Source organism: Ruegeria sp. AB10 (assembly GCF_056542745.1).
This window is the reverse complement of record NZ_JBQGAI010000004.1, coordinates 283,149-298,633: the sequence shown is the minus strand read 5'-3', so window position 1 is coordinate 298,633 and position 15,485 is coordinate 283,149. Positions and strand designations below refer to the sequence as shown.

14 protein-coding genes are annotated in these 15,485 nt (G+C 60.6%); 4 read left to right on the top strand and 10 right to left on the bottom strand.

Going from position 1 to position 15,485, the window contains the following annotated elements; genetic code table 11:
- The first annotated feature begins 2 nt into the window (after window positions 1–2).
- Genes ACR0NT_RS10870 through ACR0NT_RS10855 form a run of 4 tightly spaced genes read left to right on the top strand, consistent with a single transcriptional unit; the run spans window position 3 to window position 4,259 of the window.
- Window positions 3–896 (top strand): 2-dehydro-3-deoxygalactonokinase, encoded by an 894-nt coding sequence (locus ACR0NT_RS10870; protein ID WP_170673848.1) that lies wholly within the window; start codon window positions 3–5, stop codon window positions 894–896.
- On the top strand, window positions 893–1,498 hold the full coding sequence (locus tag ACR0NT_RS10865; protein WP_170446626.1) for a 2-dehydro-3-deoxy-6-phosphogalactonate aldolase: 606 nt from the start codon (window positions 893–895) through the stop codon (window positions 1,496–1,498). The genes ACR0NT_RS10870 and ACR0NT_RS10865 overlap by 4 nt, the downstream gene beginning before the upstream one ends.
- On the top strand, window positions 1,495–2,355 hold the full coding sequence (locus tag ACR0NT_RS10860) for an SMP-30/gluconolactonase/LRE family protein (RefSeq protein WP_170446628.1): 861 nt from the start codon (window positions 1,495–1,497) through the stop codon (window positions 2,353–2,355). The genes ACR0NT_RS10865 and ACR0NT_RS10860 overlap by 4 nt, the downstream gene beginning before the upstream one ends.
- Complete coding sequence (locus tag ACR0NT_RS10855) at window positions 2,352–4,259, top strand: beta-galactosidase (RefSeq protein WP_170673851.1); 1,908 nt, start codon at window positions 2,352–2,354, stop codon at window positions 4,257–4,259. Before ACR0NT_RS10860 ends, ACR0NT_RS10855 begins: the two co-directional genes overlap by 4 nt.
- A 36-nt stretch (window positions 4,260–4,295) precedes the next feature.
- On the opposite strand, the gene ACR0NT_RS10850 is transcribed toward ACR0NT_RS10855, so the two are convergent.
- The 10 genes from ACR0NT_RS10850 to ACR0NT_RS10805 all read right to left on the bottom strand — a co-directional run bounded on the left by ACR0NT_RS10850 (window position 4,296) and on the right by ACR0NT_RS10805 (window position 15,276).
- The gene (locus ACR0NT_RS10850; RefSeq protein WP_170446632.1) at window positions 4,296–5,603 is read right to left on the bottom strand and encodes an ABC transporter permease; all 1,308 of its coding nucleotides are present in this window, start codon (window positions 5,601–5,603) and stop codon (window positions 4,296–4,298) included.
- A complete protein-coding gene (locus ACR0NT_RS10845) occupies window positions 5,600–6,520 on the bottom strand; it encodes an ABC transporter permease (RefSeq protein ID WP_170446634.1) in 921 nt (306 codons plus the stop codon). Before ACR0NT_RS10845 ends, ACR0NT_RS10850 begins: the two co-directional genes overlap by 4 nt.
- 12 nt (window positions 6,521–6,532) lie before the next feature.
- Window positions 6,533–7,645, bottom strand: coding sequence for an ABC transporter ATP-binding protein (locus ACR0NT_RS10840; protein ID WP_170673855.1), 1,113 nt, complete (start codon window positions 7,643–7,645; stop codon window positions 6,533–6,535).
- A gap of 118 nt (window positions 7,646–7,763) precedes the next feature.
- Window positions 7,764–8,888: an extracellular solute-binding protein gene (locus ACR0NT_RS10835; protein WP_170673858.1), complete on the bottom strand. Its 1,125-nt coding sequence runs from the start codon at window positions 8,886–8,888 to the stop codon at window positions 7,764–7,766.
- A gap of 148 nt (window positions 8,889–9,036) precedes the next feature.
- Window positions 9,037–11,001: a beta-galactosidase gene (locus ACR0NT_RS10830; protein WP_170673861.1), complete on the bottom strand. Its 1,965-nt coding sequence runs from the start codon at window positions 10,999–11,001 to the stop codon at window positions 9,037–9,039.
- On the bottom strand, window positions 10,998–12,641 hold the full coding sequence (locus ACR0NT_RS10825) for an amino acid ABC transporter permease (protein ID WP_170446641.1): 1,644 nt from the start codon (window positions 12,639–12,641) through the stop codon (window positions 10,998–11,000). The genes ACR0NT_RS10830 and ACR0NT_RS10825 overlap by 4 nt, the downstream gene beginning before the upstream one ends.
- A gap of 65 nt (window positions 12,642–12,706) precedes the next feature.
- Complete coding sequence (locus tag ACR0NT_RS10820; RefSeq protein ID WP_480443054.1) at window positions 12,707–13,456, bottom strand: basic amino acid ABC transporter substrate-binding protein; 750 nt, start codon at window positions 13,454–13,456, stop codon at window positions 12,707–12,709.
- Between the two features lie 22 nt (window positions 13,457–13,478).
- Window positions 13,479–14,525 carry a LacI family DNA-binding transcriptional regulator gene (locus ACR0NT_RS10815; protein ID WP_170673863.1) on the bottom strand — a complete coding sequence of 349 codons (1,047 nt, stop codon included), beginning with the start codon at window positions 14,523–14,525 and terminating at the stop codon, window positions 13,479–13,481.
- The gene (locus ACR0NT_RS10810; protein ID WP_170673865.1) at window positions 14,525–15,136 is read right to left on the bottom strand and encodes a sugar phosphate isomerase/epimerase family protein; all 612 of its coding nucleotides are present in this window, start codon (window positions 15,134–15,136) and stop codon (window positions 14,525–14,527) included. Before ACR0NT_RS10810 ends, ACR0NT_RS10815 begins: the two co-directional genes overlap by 1 nt.
- Entirely contained in the window at window positions 15,118–15,276 is a 159-nt protein-coding gene (locus ACR0NT_RS10805) for a hypothetical protein (protein WP_170673867.1), read from the bottom strand. Before ACR0NT_RS10805 ends, ACR0NT_RS10810 begins: the two co-directional genes overlap by 19 nt.
- Between the last annotated feature and the right edge of the window lie 209 nt (window positions 15,277–15,485).

Genomic DNA, 15,485 nt, shown 5'->3' with positions numbered 1-15,485 from the left:
CCATGAATACAGAATGGATTGCTGTCGATTGGGGTACGTCCCATCTGCGGGCCTGGGCGATGCAGGGCGATACCGTGCTGGATCAGGCGCAGTCGGACAAAGGCATGGCGCGGGTGGACAAGGACGGGTTTCAACCCGCACTGTTCGAACTGATCGAAGGCTGGCTGGGCAGCGCTCCGATTGAAGTGATCGCCTGCGGCATGGTGGGCGCGCGCCAAGGCTGGGTCGAGGCCCCCTACTCGGCTGTTCCATGTGAACCCACGCCGGTTGCCCCGTTCCGTGTGCCCGGGACCGATCCCCGCATCCGCGCCTTCGTGGTGCCCGGTCTGAAACAGACCGCACCGCCGGATGTCATGCGCGGAGAGGAAACCCAGATCGCGGGCTTTCTGGCCTCGCATCAAAACTGGGACGGTGTGATATGTCTGCCCGGCACCCACACCAAATGGGTGCAGGTCAGCGCCGGAGAGGTCGTCAGTTTCCGCACCTTCATGACCGGTGAGATGTTCGACCTGCTGGCTGGTCAATCAGTACTGAAACACTCGGTTGGTCAGGGGTGGGACGACGCTGCCTTTGCCGAGGCTGCCGCAGATACCCTGTCCAAACCCGAACAACTGGCTGCGCGGCTATTTGGCCTGCGCGCCGCTGATCTGTTGCAGGGTCAGGATGGCGGTATCATACGGGCACAACTTTCAGGCTTTCTGATCGGCGCGGAACTGGCCGCGACTCGCCCCTATTGGCTGGGCCAGCAACTGGCGATCATCGGGGCCGAGGGTTTGTCCGGCATCTACACCAAGGCCCTGCAACAGCAGGGCGCGTTTGTCGAAACCGCCAACAGCACGCAGTGCACATTGGCTGGCCTGCTACAGGCCCGCAACCTGACGAGGCAAACCGCATGAGCCGCCCCATCATCGCCATTCTGCGCGGTCTGCACCCGTCTGATGCCGCCGCCACCGGTCACGCCCTGATCAACGCCGGGATCGACAAAATCGAAGTGCCGTTGAACTCACCCAATCCGCTGGAGTCGATTAGTATTCTGGCCGCGGAATTCGGTGACCGCGCCCTGATCGGCGCAGGCACCGTTCTGACCACGGATCAGGTGGACGCGGTGGCCAAGGTCGGCGGCAGGCTGATCGTGTCGCCGAATTGCGACCCGGATGTCATCTCGCACACCCACCGGCTGGGTCTGGAAAGCTGGCCGGGCATCTTCACCCCGACCGAAGCATTTGCGGCCCTCAAGGCCGGGGCCTCCGGCCTGAAACTGTTCCCCGGCGCGCTGGCCGGTCCGGCGGGGCTGTCCGCCTTGCGCGCGGTGCTGCCGAAAGGAACGCTTGTCTATGCTGTCGGCGGCGCGGGGCCCGAGAATTTCGACCAGTGGATCAAGGCTAGCGCGGACGGGTTCGGTATCGGATCGGCACTGTTCAAACCCGGCATGGCCATCTCTGAGGTCGCAGACCTCGCCGCACGGATCGTGGCCGCCTATGATGAGGCCGTCGGATGAACACCGTCTACGACGATCGCCCCTGCGAACTGGGCGAGGGGCCGCTTTGGCACCCCGAGCGGCAACAGCTTTTCTGGTTTGATATCGTCGGCAAACGCCTGATGACGCGGGAAAACGGCGAACAACATAGCTGGCAGTTCGGCGAACATGTCTCGGCTGCAGGCTGGGTCGACCGGGACACGCTGTTGATCGCCTCTGAAACCGGGCTTTGGCGATTCAGCCTGACGACCGGGCAGAAAGAACTGATCTCCCCACTTGAGGCGGACAACCCGATCACCCGCTCGAACGACGGGCGTGCAGACCCCTGGGGCGGGTTCTGGATCGGAACGATGGGCAAAAATGCCGAACCCGGCGCAGGTGCGATCTATCGGTACTGGCGGGGCGAATTGCGGCAACTGGTGCCAAACGTCACGATCTCGAATGCGATCTGTTTCGCTCCGGATCGCTCCTGCGCCTATTACGCGGATACGGTCACGAAACAGGTCATGCGCTGGCCTTTGAACCCGGAAACCGGCTGGCCCGAGGGCGAAAGCTCGGTTTTTCTGGACTTCCGCATCGATGGGCTGAACCCGGATGGGGCGGTCGTTGACATCGACGGCAACATCTGGATCGCCCAATGGGGCGCAAGCCGCGTGGCCGCCTATACCCCTGCGGGCGAGGTCCTGACGGCGGTCGTCTTCGAGGCCGCGCATACTTCCTGCCCCGCATTCGGCGGCGAAGACCTGACAACCTTGTTCTGCACCACCGCACGCGAGGGGCTGGATGCAGAGACTTTGGCCAAACACCCAACCAACGGTATGACCTTTGCCGCCCCTGGCGCGGGCAAGGGGCAGGCCGAACACAGAGTCCTTCTATGAAGCCCGAACTTGGCGTCTGCTACTACCCCGAACACTGGCCCGAAGAGATGTGGGCCGAGGATGCCGCCCGCATGGTGGAAACCGGTCTGAGCTGGGTTCGGATCGGCGAATTTGCCTGGAGCCGGATGGAGCCCACGCCGGGCGATCTGCAATTCGACTGGCTGGACCGTGCGATCGAGGTGCTGGGGGCTGCGGGATTGAAGGTGGTGCTGGGCACGCCAACGGCAACGCCACCACGTTGGATGTTGGACAAACACCCTGACATGCTGGCCGTGGATGCTCGGGGGCAGCCGCGCAAGTTCGGTTCGCGCAGGCATTATTGCTTTAGCCATCAGGGCTACATAGCCGAGTGTGAGCGGATTGCCCGGATCATGGGGGACCGCTACGGGAGCAACCCGCATATCGCGGCCTGGCAGATCGACAATGAATATGGCTGCCACGAGACCACGGTCAGCTACAGCCAACCGGCCTTGCAGGCGTTTCGGCGGTGGCTGGCGGATCAGTATGGCTCGGTTGAGGCGCTGAACGCGGCATGGGGCAATGTGTTCTGGTCGATGGAATACGACCGCTTTGATCAGATCGACCTGCCTAACCTGACGGTGACCGAGCCCAACCCCGCCCATGTTCTGGCCTTTCGCCGCTTCAGCTCGGATCAGGTGGCGGTGTTCAACAAGGCGCAAGTTGATGTGCTGCGGCCGCTGACCGACGCGCCGCTGCTGCACAACTATATGGGGCGGATACTGGATTTCGACCATTTCAAGGTCGGTCAGGATCTGGATATCGCTACTTGGGACAGCTATCCGATCGGGTTTCTTTCGGACCGGCTTGAGGCCGACGAGGCACACAAAACCGCGTTCCTGCAGCAGGGCGACCCGGACATGCAGGCCTTTCACCACGACCTCTACCGCACCGTTGGACGCGGTCGCTGGTGGGTGATGGAGCAACAGCCCGGTCCGGTGAACTGGGCCCCGTACAATCCCGCCCCCCTGCCCGGCATGGTGCGCCTTTGGTCGCTTGAGGCGGTGGCGCATGGGGCCGAGGTGGTCAGCTACTTCCGCTGGCGCCAGGCCCCCTTTGCGCAGGAACAGATGCACGCAGGGCTACTGACCCCGAACAATGCCCCCGCCCCGGCCTTGGCCGAGGCCCGCCAGACAGCCGATGATCTGGCAAAGCTGGGCGCGGTCACCCAAACACAGGCAGACGTGGCAATTCTGTTCGATTACGCGTCGGACTGGGCGTGGACCACACAGCCGCAAGGGGCCGGGTTCAACTATTTCCGGCTGGTCTTCTCGGCTTATCGGGCTCTGCGACGGGCCGGGTTGTCGGTGGATATCCTTTCGGCGTCCGAAACAGCCACGGCAGGGTACAATCTGATCCTAGCGCCCGGCCTAGCCACGTTGGACGATGAGATAAAACAGCGCGCGGGCGAGTTGACACTCTATGGTCCCCGCAGCGGCGCCATCACGCATGATTTTCATATTCCGGAAGCGCGCCCCGGCCTGCGTGAACTGGATTGCGAAGTCGACTTGGTCGAAACCCTGCCCCCGAACGTGCGCCGCGAGGTCGTTGGCGGTGGCGCAGCTCAGCACTGGGTCGATCGCCTGTCCGGCAGCGCCCCAAACCTGCTGACGTACACCGACGGGACTTCCGCCCTGAAGGGCGAAAACGGGGTCTGGTATCTGTCCGGTTTCCCGGATGAGGCCCTGTGGGACCGGGTGATCGCACTGGCGGCGCAAGAGGTCGGGCTGACCTTGCATCCGCTGCCCGAAGGATTGCGGCGGCGCGAGACCGAAAAGCACGTTTTCCTGATCAACTACACCTCTGCTCCCGTGTCATGGAACGGGCATGAGATTGATGCCTGCGATGTGCTGATCCTGAAAAAACACACGCCCGAAGAGCGGTAACTCTTCGGGCGTGTGGGTTTTTGTCAGGCGTGAAGCTTACTGATCGTTTTGCAAGCTGTTTGGGTCAAAAGCCCCGCCGAATCCGCCATTGCCGGCAGGCGGCGTTTCTGGTTCCGGTTCGCCCTCTTCACCGTCACCACCCAAGGTGTTCGGTGCAAACACGTTACCGAAACCAGAGTTGTTGGTGCCGGTGTCTGGCTCTGCTTCCTCCTCGGATGATCCGGGTTGCAGATCACCGGGCTCAAACACGCCTTCAAAGCGCTGCTTGCGTTCTTCCTCACGCTGTCTGCGCTGTTCTTCGCGCTGCCTGCGCAGTTCATCGATACGCTGCTGAGCTTCCAGTTGCTTTTGCTCTCGCACGTCGGCGATACATTGCGCCGGGTTGTAAGCCGTCGCAGTGCCGATCACGGTGATCGTGGCCACAGCGAATACAACCACCAGAACCGCGGCCATGTTGCCCGAGAAAAAGCTGGGCAGTTTGATCTTGCCCGCCAGTTCCTCGACCGTGGCATTCCGGCGCGCGGCGGCAACCAGTTCCTGCCGTTTCAGCTTGGCCTCGTTCAGCAAGGCAAAGAACACGGTCAGCGCCACGATGATGAAGGCCAAGGCCGAGATCGAGGGCGTGATGCCGTACCGCACCTTTTGCGCCAGTTCGATGGTCAGCGTCGGATACTCACCAAAAGTGAAGGTGGTAGTGTTGTAGTTCTCGAACGAGGCGAGGAACGCCAGCACCGCCGCCGACGCAATCGCCGGGCGCATAAAGGGCAGCAGGATTTTGCGGAATGCTTGCGCATGGGTCGCACCCAGATCCAGCGCCGCCTCGGTCAGGGCGATATCATACCGCTGTAGCCGCGCCACCAGCACCAACATGCAATAGCTGGCGATAAAGGTGGATTGGCCGATCACCGTCAGGAAAATCCCGTTCGACAGGAAGCTATCCGCGCCCAGCCCCAGCATCCGGTTGATCCGGTCCCAGAACACCAGCGTCGAGATACCCAGTACCACGCCCGGGATCAGGATCGGCGCGATGATCACCGTATAGTATGTCGCGCGCAGCTTGGGCCAGATCTGCGTCAGCATCAGCGCGCCCGCCAAACCCATCGCCACCGACAACACAACCGTCCCGGCACCAATGATCAGCGAGTTCTTGATGCCGTTCAGAATACGCTGATCCTGAAACAGCTCACCAAACCATTGAAAGGTCAGGCATTCCCACGGCGTCATCCTCGGGAAAGCCGAAGAGTTGAACGCCGTGACCGACATGATCACCAGCGGACCCAACAGGTACAGGAAGAAGATGACCAGATAGACCCAGATGCTTACACGAAGGAAGGAATTGTTCATTTCCCGATATCCCCCATGTTCACCTTGAACAGGCGCATCATCGCCAGCACGAACAGGATACAGGTCACCAGCAGCACGATGGCGTAGGCGGCCCCCTGCGGCCAGTCATTGTTGTCATTGAACTGCTGATAGATCAGCTGCGTGAACCACAAGCTGGACGGCCCGCCCAGAATCTGCGGTGCAGCCAACGCACCTGCGGATAGCATGAAGACCATGGTACAGCCCGAGCTGATGCCCGGCTTGGCGTAAGGAATAACCACCCGCCAGTGAATTCGCCACCAGGGCGCTCCCAGATCACGTGCGGCCTCGATCTGGTTGCCGTCCAGGCTTTCGATCACGTTATAGATCGGGAAGATCATCAGCAGGATGTAGGCATAGCCCAGACCCGCATAGAGCGCGATGTCATTGCGGATGAAGTCAAACGGTGTGTCCCAGATGCCCAAACCCATGAACAGGGTGTTCAGCACGCCGGTCTCACCAAAGATGATCCGCAGCGCGAAGGCCCGCAGGATTTCGTTGATCCAGTAGGGGATGATCAGCATGATCGCAAAGATGCGGATATGGCTGCCCTTGGACTGACCCAGATAATAGGCGATCGGATAGCAGAGGATCAGGTTGAAAATCGTCACGCAGACCGCCGCGAGCAGCGTGCGGAAAAACACCCGCAGATCGACCGCGTTATAGTCCTGACTGCCGCCTTCGGGGCCATAAATCAGGTATTTATAGTTCTCCAGCGTGTAGACGTCCTTTGGCCCGCCGATCTCAGGCGGTGGCAGGTTCGGACGGAATGAGAAATCCAGCATCGACAGCTGCGGCAGGATGATCAGGCCGATGGTCCAGAACAGGACCAGACCCAATATCGCCAGCCCCATGCCGGTGCCGTTGCGGTTGAAAAACTCTTTCAGAAAGCGGGGCATGTGTTCGTCCCCTTATTCCGCGGCCAGTTCACCCGCCGGAACCAGAACCGCGTTGTGGGTCTCGTATTCCAGCGTGATGTTCTGACCGGTGTGATCCTTGAAGGACTGGCCATGGTTCGGGATCGACACCTTGATCTCTTTACCGCCCTCGCCTTCAGTGAAGATGTTGAAGACGTTGCCTTCGAATTCCTCGTGGTTCACCCGTGCGGTGACAAAGTGGTCGCCAGAGGCCCCATCGGGCGCGATGGCCAGGGCTTCGGGGCGGATGAACATCATGGCGTCGTCGCCCACTTTCATCTTGCCCTGATTGGCGGTCGAAATCCGCGCAACCAGATCGCCCGAGCGGTTGGTCTCGATCAACGCCTCACCGCCCATGACCTGCTTGATCCTGCCGCGGAACACGTTGTTTTCGCCCACGAATGAGGCCGCAAAGGCCGTATTCGGGTCATTGTAGATGGTTTTGCCGTCCGCAATCTGGTCAATCACTCCGGCTCGCATGACGGCGATGTTGTCCGACATGGTCAGGGCTTCGCCCTGGTCGTGGGTGATGTAGATGAAGGTGATGCCAACCCGCTGCTGAATTTCCCGCAGCTCGGTCCGCATGTGCTGACGCAGCTTGAGGTCCAGTGCGGACAGCGGCTCGTCCAACAACAGCACATCCGGCTCGGCGCACAAAGCACGCGCAATGGCAACACGCTGACGCTGACCGCCCGACAGCTCACTGGGCAGCTTGTCGCCCTGTCCGGGCAGAGCGATCATGTCCAGCAACTCGTCCGCACGCTTACGGCGTTCAGCGGCGCTGGCGCCTTTGATTTCCATGGAGAACGTGATGTTCTCCCACACTTTCATCAGCGGGAACAGCGCCAGGTTCTGAAAGATCAGAGCGGTCGGACGCTTGTTCGGGCCGATGCCCTGCATGTCGTTGCCGCCGATCAGAACCCGGCCCTCGCTTGGGTCCAGAAAGCCCGACACCGCGCGCAGGATCGTCGTCTTACCGCAGCCCGAGGGGCCCAGGAACGAAAAGAAATCGCCCCCGTTGATGTTCACATTGGCGTCCCGCACGGCGACAAAGTCACCGAAACGGATCCACAGGTTTTCAAGATCTACACCGACCCCTGCACTCATTTTTGGTATCTCCGTCAGGCACGGCTGCCGACCGCACCAAAATAGGGTCCGTCACGCCGGAACGGCGCGCGGATGGATGACCCCCCGCACTGTGGCGGAGGGCAGCGTTTCAAAGCAATCAGGCGCTTTTGAACTTGTTGACGAACTCGGTACGGGTTTCCGCATACCATGGCGCTTCGGCCGGCCACGGGTTGAGGTTCGCCAGCGAGTCACCCGGATAGGCCTCGGCAAAGTTCTTTTTGTAGGTGTCACCGGAATACTGATCGGCACCCAGAACCGGCGAGTTGTACCCGTGGCTGTCAATCGCCACACCGGCCGGTTTCGCCTGAAAGGCAAAATCGATGAAGGCATAGACCTGATCGATATTGGCCGCGCCTGTCGGCATTGCCATACCGTCGACCCACGCCATCGCACCCTCGATCGGGGCCTGATAGTGCACCGGCTCACCCGCCGATTTCAGCGCCAGCGGCGGGCCGTCCCACGTCTGGCCAACGACAACGCCTTCATTCAGCAGGCCGTTTTTCTGGGTGTCGGCGTCGTTCCAGATCAGCTTGATCCGGTTCTTGCGTTCGATACACCAATCGGTGATCTGACCCCAGACCTTGCGCATGGTCTCTTCATCGCCATACGCAGCCCAGACCGAGCCCGGCTCCATCTCTCCGGCGCGTTCCATATAGAGGCCCGCACCCAGCATCATCGAATGCGCGCGGCCCATGGTCTTGCCAGCGTTTTCCTCGGACCAGACATCGCCATAAGACGGTGCGTCGCCCTCGGGCAGCCACAGGTCGGTGCGATAGGCGATACCCTCGGTGCCCCAGATATGGGGCAGCCAGTGCACGCCGCTGTCACCGAAGTTCCATGCATCCGTACCGATTGCAGCCATCGCCGGGTTCACCAGATCGATCGGAACCTTGTTCATGTCGAAGGGTTGCAGCAGTTCCAGCGGCTCCCACTGCAACGAGCGGTTGTTGGTCGGCGACACGATGTCGAAACCTTGACCCTTGGTCGCTTTCATCTTGTTGATGATTTCTTCGTTCGATCCGATACCGGTATAGTTCACCTTGATCCCGGTCAGGGTCTCGAACTCCTGAATGAAGCTGGGCGGCAGGTAGTCCGACCACATCAGAATGTTGATTTCACCCGAAGACGCCAGCGCAGTTTTGCTGTAAAGCGGTGCCGCCAGCGCCGCAGCACCTGCGCCTTTCAGGACAGAGCGTCTGGAAAGCGTTTTCCGTTCAGCCATTTTCGTTTCTCCCATTGTTGGACTTTGTATTCTTTTTGTTTTGTAATTGCAGGTTAGACCTTCGATGCAGAGCTGTCAGTCCAAAAGTGACAGTTGCCAGTTTTAATAGGTCCAGTTTGCGATCACGCCCGTCAGAACCGGGATCAGGTCACGTTTCTGTCCAGACTGAGACACCATAGGCCGGGACTTCAGAACCACCAACCAGATATTGACGATCTTCAGGACTGGACAAAACCTGCAGCGTTGCGCTGAAATTGAAGGCGAAAAACAACTCACCCCGGCGCGTAACGCGCATATCCCGGTTGTCTTCCGTTGCGGGGATACCCGCCCAGTTCAGCGCCTCGGCCAGAACAGCCTGCAACAATGGCCCGCGCGGAATCATTGCCAGGTACATCGCCCGATCCGACTGCACCATCGCCGGGCTGCCATCGCGGTAAACGCTGGAAAAACGGGCTGTTACCGGATGTTTGGTCTCGATGATTTCGCGCCAACCGGTGAATTCATGCTGGGTGCCGTCCTGCAGACGCACCGATTCCCGGGCCAGATCGGGCAATGATTCGACCCTCAGAACCCGGACGCCGGCCAGATCGGCAAGATCTCCGGGGGCAAGGTTATGCGGCGTGTGCATGTCGGCGGTCTTGCTGGCCGCGCGAGCCCCGATCACCAGCTTTGCCTGACTGTCCCGCAGCCGTTTCGCAAGGTCCGGCGAGACAATCATGCTTTGTGGTAAAACGATCAGCGCATAGCCGGTCAGGTCATCCTCTGGCCCGACAAAATCCAGATCGACACTAAGGGACCGCAGCCCGGAATACCATTCACGGAATACGTGAGCATTCGGGAACGCATCATCATGTGGCAGGATATCCGCAGCCCAGATGGACGTGTAATCCAGCAGGATGGCCACCGACGCCCGTTGGCGCGCCGCCGGAGGCAATGCCGCCCGGTCCTGAACCACCTGCGCAAGTTCCAGCGCCGCCTGATCAAGGCTGCCATCCGAGCGCAACAGGGCGGTGTGAAACTGTTCTTGCGCGAACTTGGCCTGCCGCCAGCGGAAAAACATCACGGCCTGCGCCCCATGCGCATAGGCGGCCCATGTCCACAGCCGAACCATGCCATCCGCAGGGGATGGGTTTTTCTCTGCCCAATCCACCGGGCCGGGTTGCTGTTCCAGAACCCACATCCGGCCCCTGCCCTGCGACCGGTAGAGATCGCAGTGAAACCCCTGATAGTCCGGCGCGCCCGTGCGCAGGTACCTGTGTTTCTCCTCATCAGACAGGGTCGAGCCCAGCAGATTGCCCAGCGGATAGCTGTCGAAACCCACGATATCCAGGTCAGCAGCCACGGCGTGGTGGTCAAACTCCCAGCTGCCAGCCATGAAGTTATGGGTGATATCCCGGCCCGGAGAGTATTGCCGCAGGATGTCCACCTGTGTCCGGTTGAACAGCCGCACCCGGTCCGAGGAATAGCGCATAAAATCCAGCGCATGAGTCGGGTTGGGGTTGGCCACCAGCCCGTTGGGCAATTCAATCTGGTCGAAGCTGGAATAGGCAGAGGACCAGAACACGGTGCCCCATGTCTGGTTCAGGCTGTCGATGGTGCCGTAACGCTGTTCCAACCAGCGCCGGAATCCGTCGCGCGCCGCGTCCGAGTAGCTGAGCACCGTGTCGTGATCATTATACTCATTGTCGATCTGCCAGGCGTGGACATGAGGGTTTTCACCATAGCGGCGCGCGTATTCGGTGGCGATACGGCGAGACTCGGCCAGATAGACCTCGCTTGAAAAGCAATAGTGCCTGCGGGACCCAAAACCCCGCACGCGCCCATCCGGGCTGATCGGAAGGATTTCGGGGTGCGCATCAATCAGCCATTTCGGCGGCGCCGCTGTCGGCGTGGACATCATCACGCGCAGGCCCGCATCGCCCAGAATGTCTATCACCTCGTCCAGCCAGCCCCATTGAAACTGACCTCGCTCGGGTTCAATCAGGCCCCAGGTAAATTCGGCAATGCGCACCCAATCGAGGCCCATCTCGACCATCCGTCTGGCATCCTCGCGCCACAGCGACCGATCCCATTGTTCGGGGTAATAGCAAACCCCCAGTTCCAGTTTGCTCATCGGTCTTCCCTTGCCGTACGGCGTTCGATCCATTTCAGGAAGCTGGCGCAGCCCAGCGTGATCACGACATAGAGGATCGCCGCAGTATTAAACGGCGCAAAGGGCAGAAAGCTGGCCGCCTGAAACTCGCGCATCCGCTGGGTCATGTCGCGCACCGACAGGATCGAAAGCAGCGAGGTGTCCTTGATCATCGCAATGAACTCATTGCCCAAAGGCGGCGTCACGATCCGCAGCGCCTGCGGCAGGATGATCAGCCGCGCGGTCTGCCAGCGCGACAGGCCTAACGAGCCGCCCGCCTCGATCTGCCCGCGCGGGATGGCTTCGATGCCAGAGCGGAAAATCTCGGCCATATAGGCAGAGTAACCAACCGAAATGGCAATGATCCCGCGCGTCATGTTGGTCATGTCGATGCCGCCGCCAGTGGCATCCTTGACCGCACCGGCCAAAGGCAGGCCGATATAGAGGATGATCACCAACATCGGGATGCCGCGTATCGTGTCGACAAAGAACTCGGCCCCCACGGCCAGCGGATGCAGTTTGTGCTGGGCGCCGCCAACAGTCAGCGTCAGCAGCAGAAATCCAAAGACGGCAAAGGCCAGTGCTGGATTGCGGTATTTGTCCGGCAGAAATTGCGTCTGCCAGATCACCGGATACCCCTTGGTGTTGGTGCCAACCGGAACAAAGGCACCGGATACGCTGTCCACGGTTTCTATCTGCTCCAGCGCGCTGGCCGCATCCGGGGCGCTGCGGATACGGTATTGCTGACTTTCGCCTTCCTGAAACTCGCCAAAGCGGATCATGTCGGCCTGCGCTTGCGGGGTGCCGCGCACGATGGCGATGCGGGCGTCCAGCGTACCGATGAGTTCGTATTTGACCTGCGGCTGCATGAAGAAAAACGCCGAGATGGCCAGCAAGGCCAGGCTGATGCAACCATAGGTGACGGTCGTGCGGGCCTTGGGTTTGAACGATTGCAGCCCGACCCAGATCAAGCCCAGAATGGCAGCAAAGATATAGGCAAAGATGGCCGCGCGGAACGTGATCGCCACGCCGGTTGCGAATTGCCAATGTGCCATGAACATCAGGTAAAACAGCACCGCACCGGTCAGGAATTCAAACCCCAGCTGCACATAGCCCCGCAAACCGTTGGGCAGGCGTGCGGAAAACAGGATGGCGGCCACGGCAATCGCGTAGAGCACCAGCACGATCTGCAAACCGGTCTGAACGGCCTCGACCACCTCGGGGAACAGCACCCAGGTTTGCGAGGACCGGTCGATCAGGGTCGATGTATTCTCGCTGAGCGCGTGAAAGAAGACGGACTCGGCAAAGGGCATCAGCACCTGCGGCGCGACAAACCCCAGAACCGCCAAGGCCCCAGCCGCCGGCAATGCCGCCAGCGCCGAAATGCGCAACCACCCCGGCGCTGTCTGGAACCGCGCTTTGCGGGCGCAGAGATAGCCCAAGATGGCCACCCCGAGAATGATCAGAAACCCAGCGAATATCGGCCCCGCGTTATTGCCGATTCCCAGGATCGCAATCAGCGAGCGCAGGTATTTCGACGAGGTGGCAAACAGGTAGATGATGAACGGGGCAGCGGCGAGCAACACGAGGTTGCTCGGGCGGATCGAGCTTAGGCGCGACATGGGACCTCTCTGCAGATATGCGGCCCGGCCACCGGAGGCGCCAGGCCGTTACGGGTCAGACCGGGTTATTCGGTGCCCCAGTATTTGCCGATCAACGTGTCCAGAGTACCGTCGGCCTTGATCGCCGCCAGCCCCTCGTTGATGGCATCCACAGTGGCATCGCCTTCCTGGAACACGATGCCCAGCGGGTCGGATTGCAATCCGGTGATCCCGACGGTCAACTCACCCGCGAATTCCTGTTCATAGGCCGCGGCCGAGGTACCGTCGATGATCACGCCCTGCACGTCTGCGTTCTGCAGCGCCAGGATGGCGGCCGAGAAATTGTCATACAAGCTGACATTCTCACGTCCGACCAGGTCTTCGGCCAGTTGCGCGTTGGTGGTGCCGGTTTGCGCCGCCAGTTTCTGGCCACCGGCCTTGAAGTCGTCCAGCGTCATGTCACCATTATCGACCTGCAGCAGGATCGCCTGGCTGACCACGATGTAAGGTTCCGAGAAGTCCATCGTCTCTTCGCGTTCCGGCGTGATCGACACGCCCGAGATCACCAGGTCGAATTCCCCCTGCTGAAGCGCGGCAAAGATGCCGTCCCAGGCGGTGTTGACGAAGTTCGGAACGCAATTCACCTTTTCGCAGATCGCAGTCATCACATCCACGTCAAAGCCCACGATTTCGCCTGTCGCCTCATCGACCGTTTCCATCGGTGGATAGGTGGCGTCGGTTCCGATTTTCAGCACGCGCCCTTCCAGATCGGCAGCAAAGACCGCCGGGGCGGCCATTGCAGTCAGCGCGGCGGCGGCCAGTAGGTTCTTGAACATCTTCATTACTCCTTCTGTTGGTCTATTTGACAGACGCCGTTTGCGGCGCAAGGGTGTCAGGTTGGCGCTCGATAAGTGTGGCCCTGATCTTTTTTTGGATCTCGGAGGGGTCGGCCCCATCCAAAGCTTTCAACATGTATTCACCCAGCAGACGGCTGGTCTCTTCGATCGGCACGTAATAGGTGCTGGGCGGTGGCACGAAATAGCGGCTGAGCTGCAGATCGTCGGTGGAAATCACCACCAGATCGCGGCCAATCCGGATTCCGGCGGCGTGGGCGGCGGACAGCACGCCCAACGTCATCGCTTCGTTGGCGCAGATACAGGCCGTGGGGCGATCCGGCAGCCGCATCAGCGCGTCAAAGCTGTGCTGCCCGGTGCGCGCCGTGGTCGGGCCGTTGAAGATCAGGGCCGGGTCCGGAGTGATTCCGCCATTGGCCAAGGCCTGTTCGTATCCGGTTTGGCGCTGGCTCGCATAGATCAACGTGTCCGGAGGGTTGACCAAAGCAATACGCCGATGCCCCAGCCGCACCAGCCGCGCCGTGGCGTCGAAGGCCGCGGCCTGACTGTCGAAATCGACATAGGCATGAGGAATTGCGCTGTCGGTCATCCCCATGGTCACGAAGGGGAACGCGTTTTGTTGCAGATACGCGATGCGCGGATCATCGTGCAGCGTGCCCGAGAATATGACGCCATCGGCCAGCCCATCCTGAACGATCCGCGCCAATACCGTCATGGCATCCGGAATATCGGCCACGTTGAGCACACTCATTTCATACCGCGAATCCTGCAGCGCCGCAGAGATTCCAGCCAGAATGCGCGTGAACTCGACCCCTTCCCATTCCTCTGCCGCGTCCGGTGACACGCTGACCAGAACCGCGATGCGGTAGGATTTGTTGGTGCGCAGTTTCAGGCCGTCCATGTTGACGCGATAGCCAAGCCGGGTGGCAACGGCCTGAATCTCTTGCCGTGTTTGTTCCCTAACCGAGGCCGCCCCACGCAACGCGTTCGAGACGGTACCGACGGAGTATCCCGTCTCTTTCGCGATGGACTTGATCGTAGCGCGCGCCATCACCCGACCTTCGCCGCAAGCTGTCGCATCAGAAAGCTCCGCCCCGTCCGCAAGGTCTGAGCGTGGTTGGGCGTTTCGTCATGTTCGACGAACAGATCGCTGCACGGGCTGCCAGCCAGAATGCGCAGCACGCGGGGCCAGTCCACTACACCCTGCCCCAGATTGCGCCAGCGCTCGTCGCCTTGCCCTGCTGACGGATCTACGTCCTTGGCGTGCACCGAAACGATCCGGTCCGCATAGCGCTGCAGCAGCTTTTCCGGGTCTTGCTGCGACACCTGCAGCCACCCGATATCGGGCTGCCAGTACAGGCTTTCATGCGACAGAATCAGGTCCAGAGGCGTTTCTCCGGGATCGCCCACCAGATCGAAATCATGATTGTGATAGGCTAGACGAACACCCTGTGCTGCAAGCTGCCTCGCCCAGCCCGCCAGCCGATCCGCCATCGCGGCCCATTCCCTGAGCGTGGCGGGCCGTTCCTCGGGCTCCAGCCATGGCATGACGGCCACAGGGCAGTGCAAAAGACGCAACAGCTCCACGATATCGTCGAACCGCGTTTGAAACTCGGACCAGTCGAAATGCGCCGAGCGCACAGTCAGACCTGATCGTGCCACCTGTTGCGCCATATCCCGGGGGCCAGATCATGGAACCCAATCGTTTCGATGTCCTCGAACCCGCAGGCGGCGATCAGTTCAAGCTGGGATGCCAGATCCCCAACCTGCCGAACGGTATAAAGCTGCGCCGCAATCCGCATTTACCGGGTTTATCCTTTATTGAAACGTTTCAAATAGGTTGAAACAGCGCAACCTCACTTGTCAAGACAAGGGTTCAGCGACGCATAAAGGCCCACTAGGCGAACCGCCTTACCCGGCAGACGGTCAGGATTCAGGTATTGTTAGCGCTATCATTTCCTGATATCGCAGCTCTCATGAAACAGAACCGGACTGCCCAATAACACCACGA

What these genes read in the sequence shown, in the direction of transcription:
- ACR0NT_RS10870 (WP_170673848.1), top strand. Translation starts at nt 3, where the DNA reads ATGAATACAGAATGGATTGCTGTCGATTGGGGTACGTCCCATCTGCGG.
- ACR0NT_RS10865 (WP_170446626.1), top strand. Translation starts at nt 893, where the DNA reads ATGAGCCGCCCCATCATCGCCATTCTGCGCGGTCTGCACCCGTCTGAT.
- ACR0NT_RS10860 (WP_170446628.1), top strand. Translation starts at nt 1,495, where the DNA reads ATGAACACCGTCTACGACGATCGCCCCTGCGAACTGGGCGAGGGGCCG.
- ACR0NT_RS10855 (WP_170673851.1), top strand. Translation starts at nt 2,352, where the DNA reads ATGAAGCCCGAACTTGGCGTCTGCTACTACCCCGAACACTGGCCCGAA.
- ACR0NT_RS10850 (WP_170446632.1), bottom strand. Translation starts at nt 5,603, where the DNA reads ATGAACAATTCCTTCCTTCGTGTAAGCATCTGGGTCTATCTGGTCATC.
- ACR0NT_RS10845 (WP_170446634.1), bottom strand. Translation starts at nt 6,520, where the DNA reads ATGCCCCGCTTTCTGAAAGAGTTTTTCAACCGCAACGGCACCGGCATG.
- ACR0NT_RS10840 (WP_170673855.1), bottom strand. Translation starts at nt 7,645, where the DNA reads ATGAGTGCAGGGGTCGGTGTAGATCTTGAAAACCTGTGGATCCGTTTC.
- ACR0NT_RS10835 (WP_170673858.1), bottom strand. Translation starts at nt 8,888, where the DNA reads ATGGCTGAACGGAAAACGCTTTCCAGACGCTCTGTCCTGAAAGGCGCA.
- ACR0NT_RS10830 (WP_170673861.1), bottom strand. Translation starts at nt 11,001, where the DNA reads ATGAGCAAACTGGAACTGGGGGTTTGCTATTACCCCGAACAATGGGAT.
- ACR0NT_RS10825 (WP_170446641.1), bottom strand. Translation starts at nt 12,641, where the DNA reads ATGTCGCGCCTAAGCTCGATCCGCCCGAGCAACCTCGTGTTGCTCGCC.
- ACR0NT_RS10820 (WP_480443054.1), bottom strand. Translation starts at nt 13,456, where the DNA reads ATGTTCAAGAACCTACTGGCCGCCGCCGCGCTGACTGCAATGGCCGCC.
- ACR0NT_RS10815 (WP_170673863.1), bottom strand. Translation starts at nt 14,525, where the DNA reads ATGGCGCGCGCTACGATCAAGTCCATCGCGAAAGAGACGGGATACTCC.
- ACR0NT_RS10805 (WP_170673867.1), bottom strand. Translation starts at nt 15,276, where the DNA reads ATGCGGATTGCGGCGCAGCTTTATACCGTTCGGCAGGTTGGGGATCTG.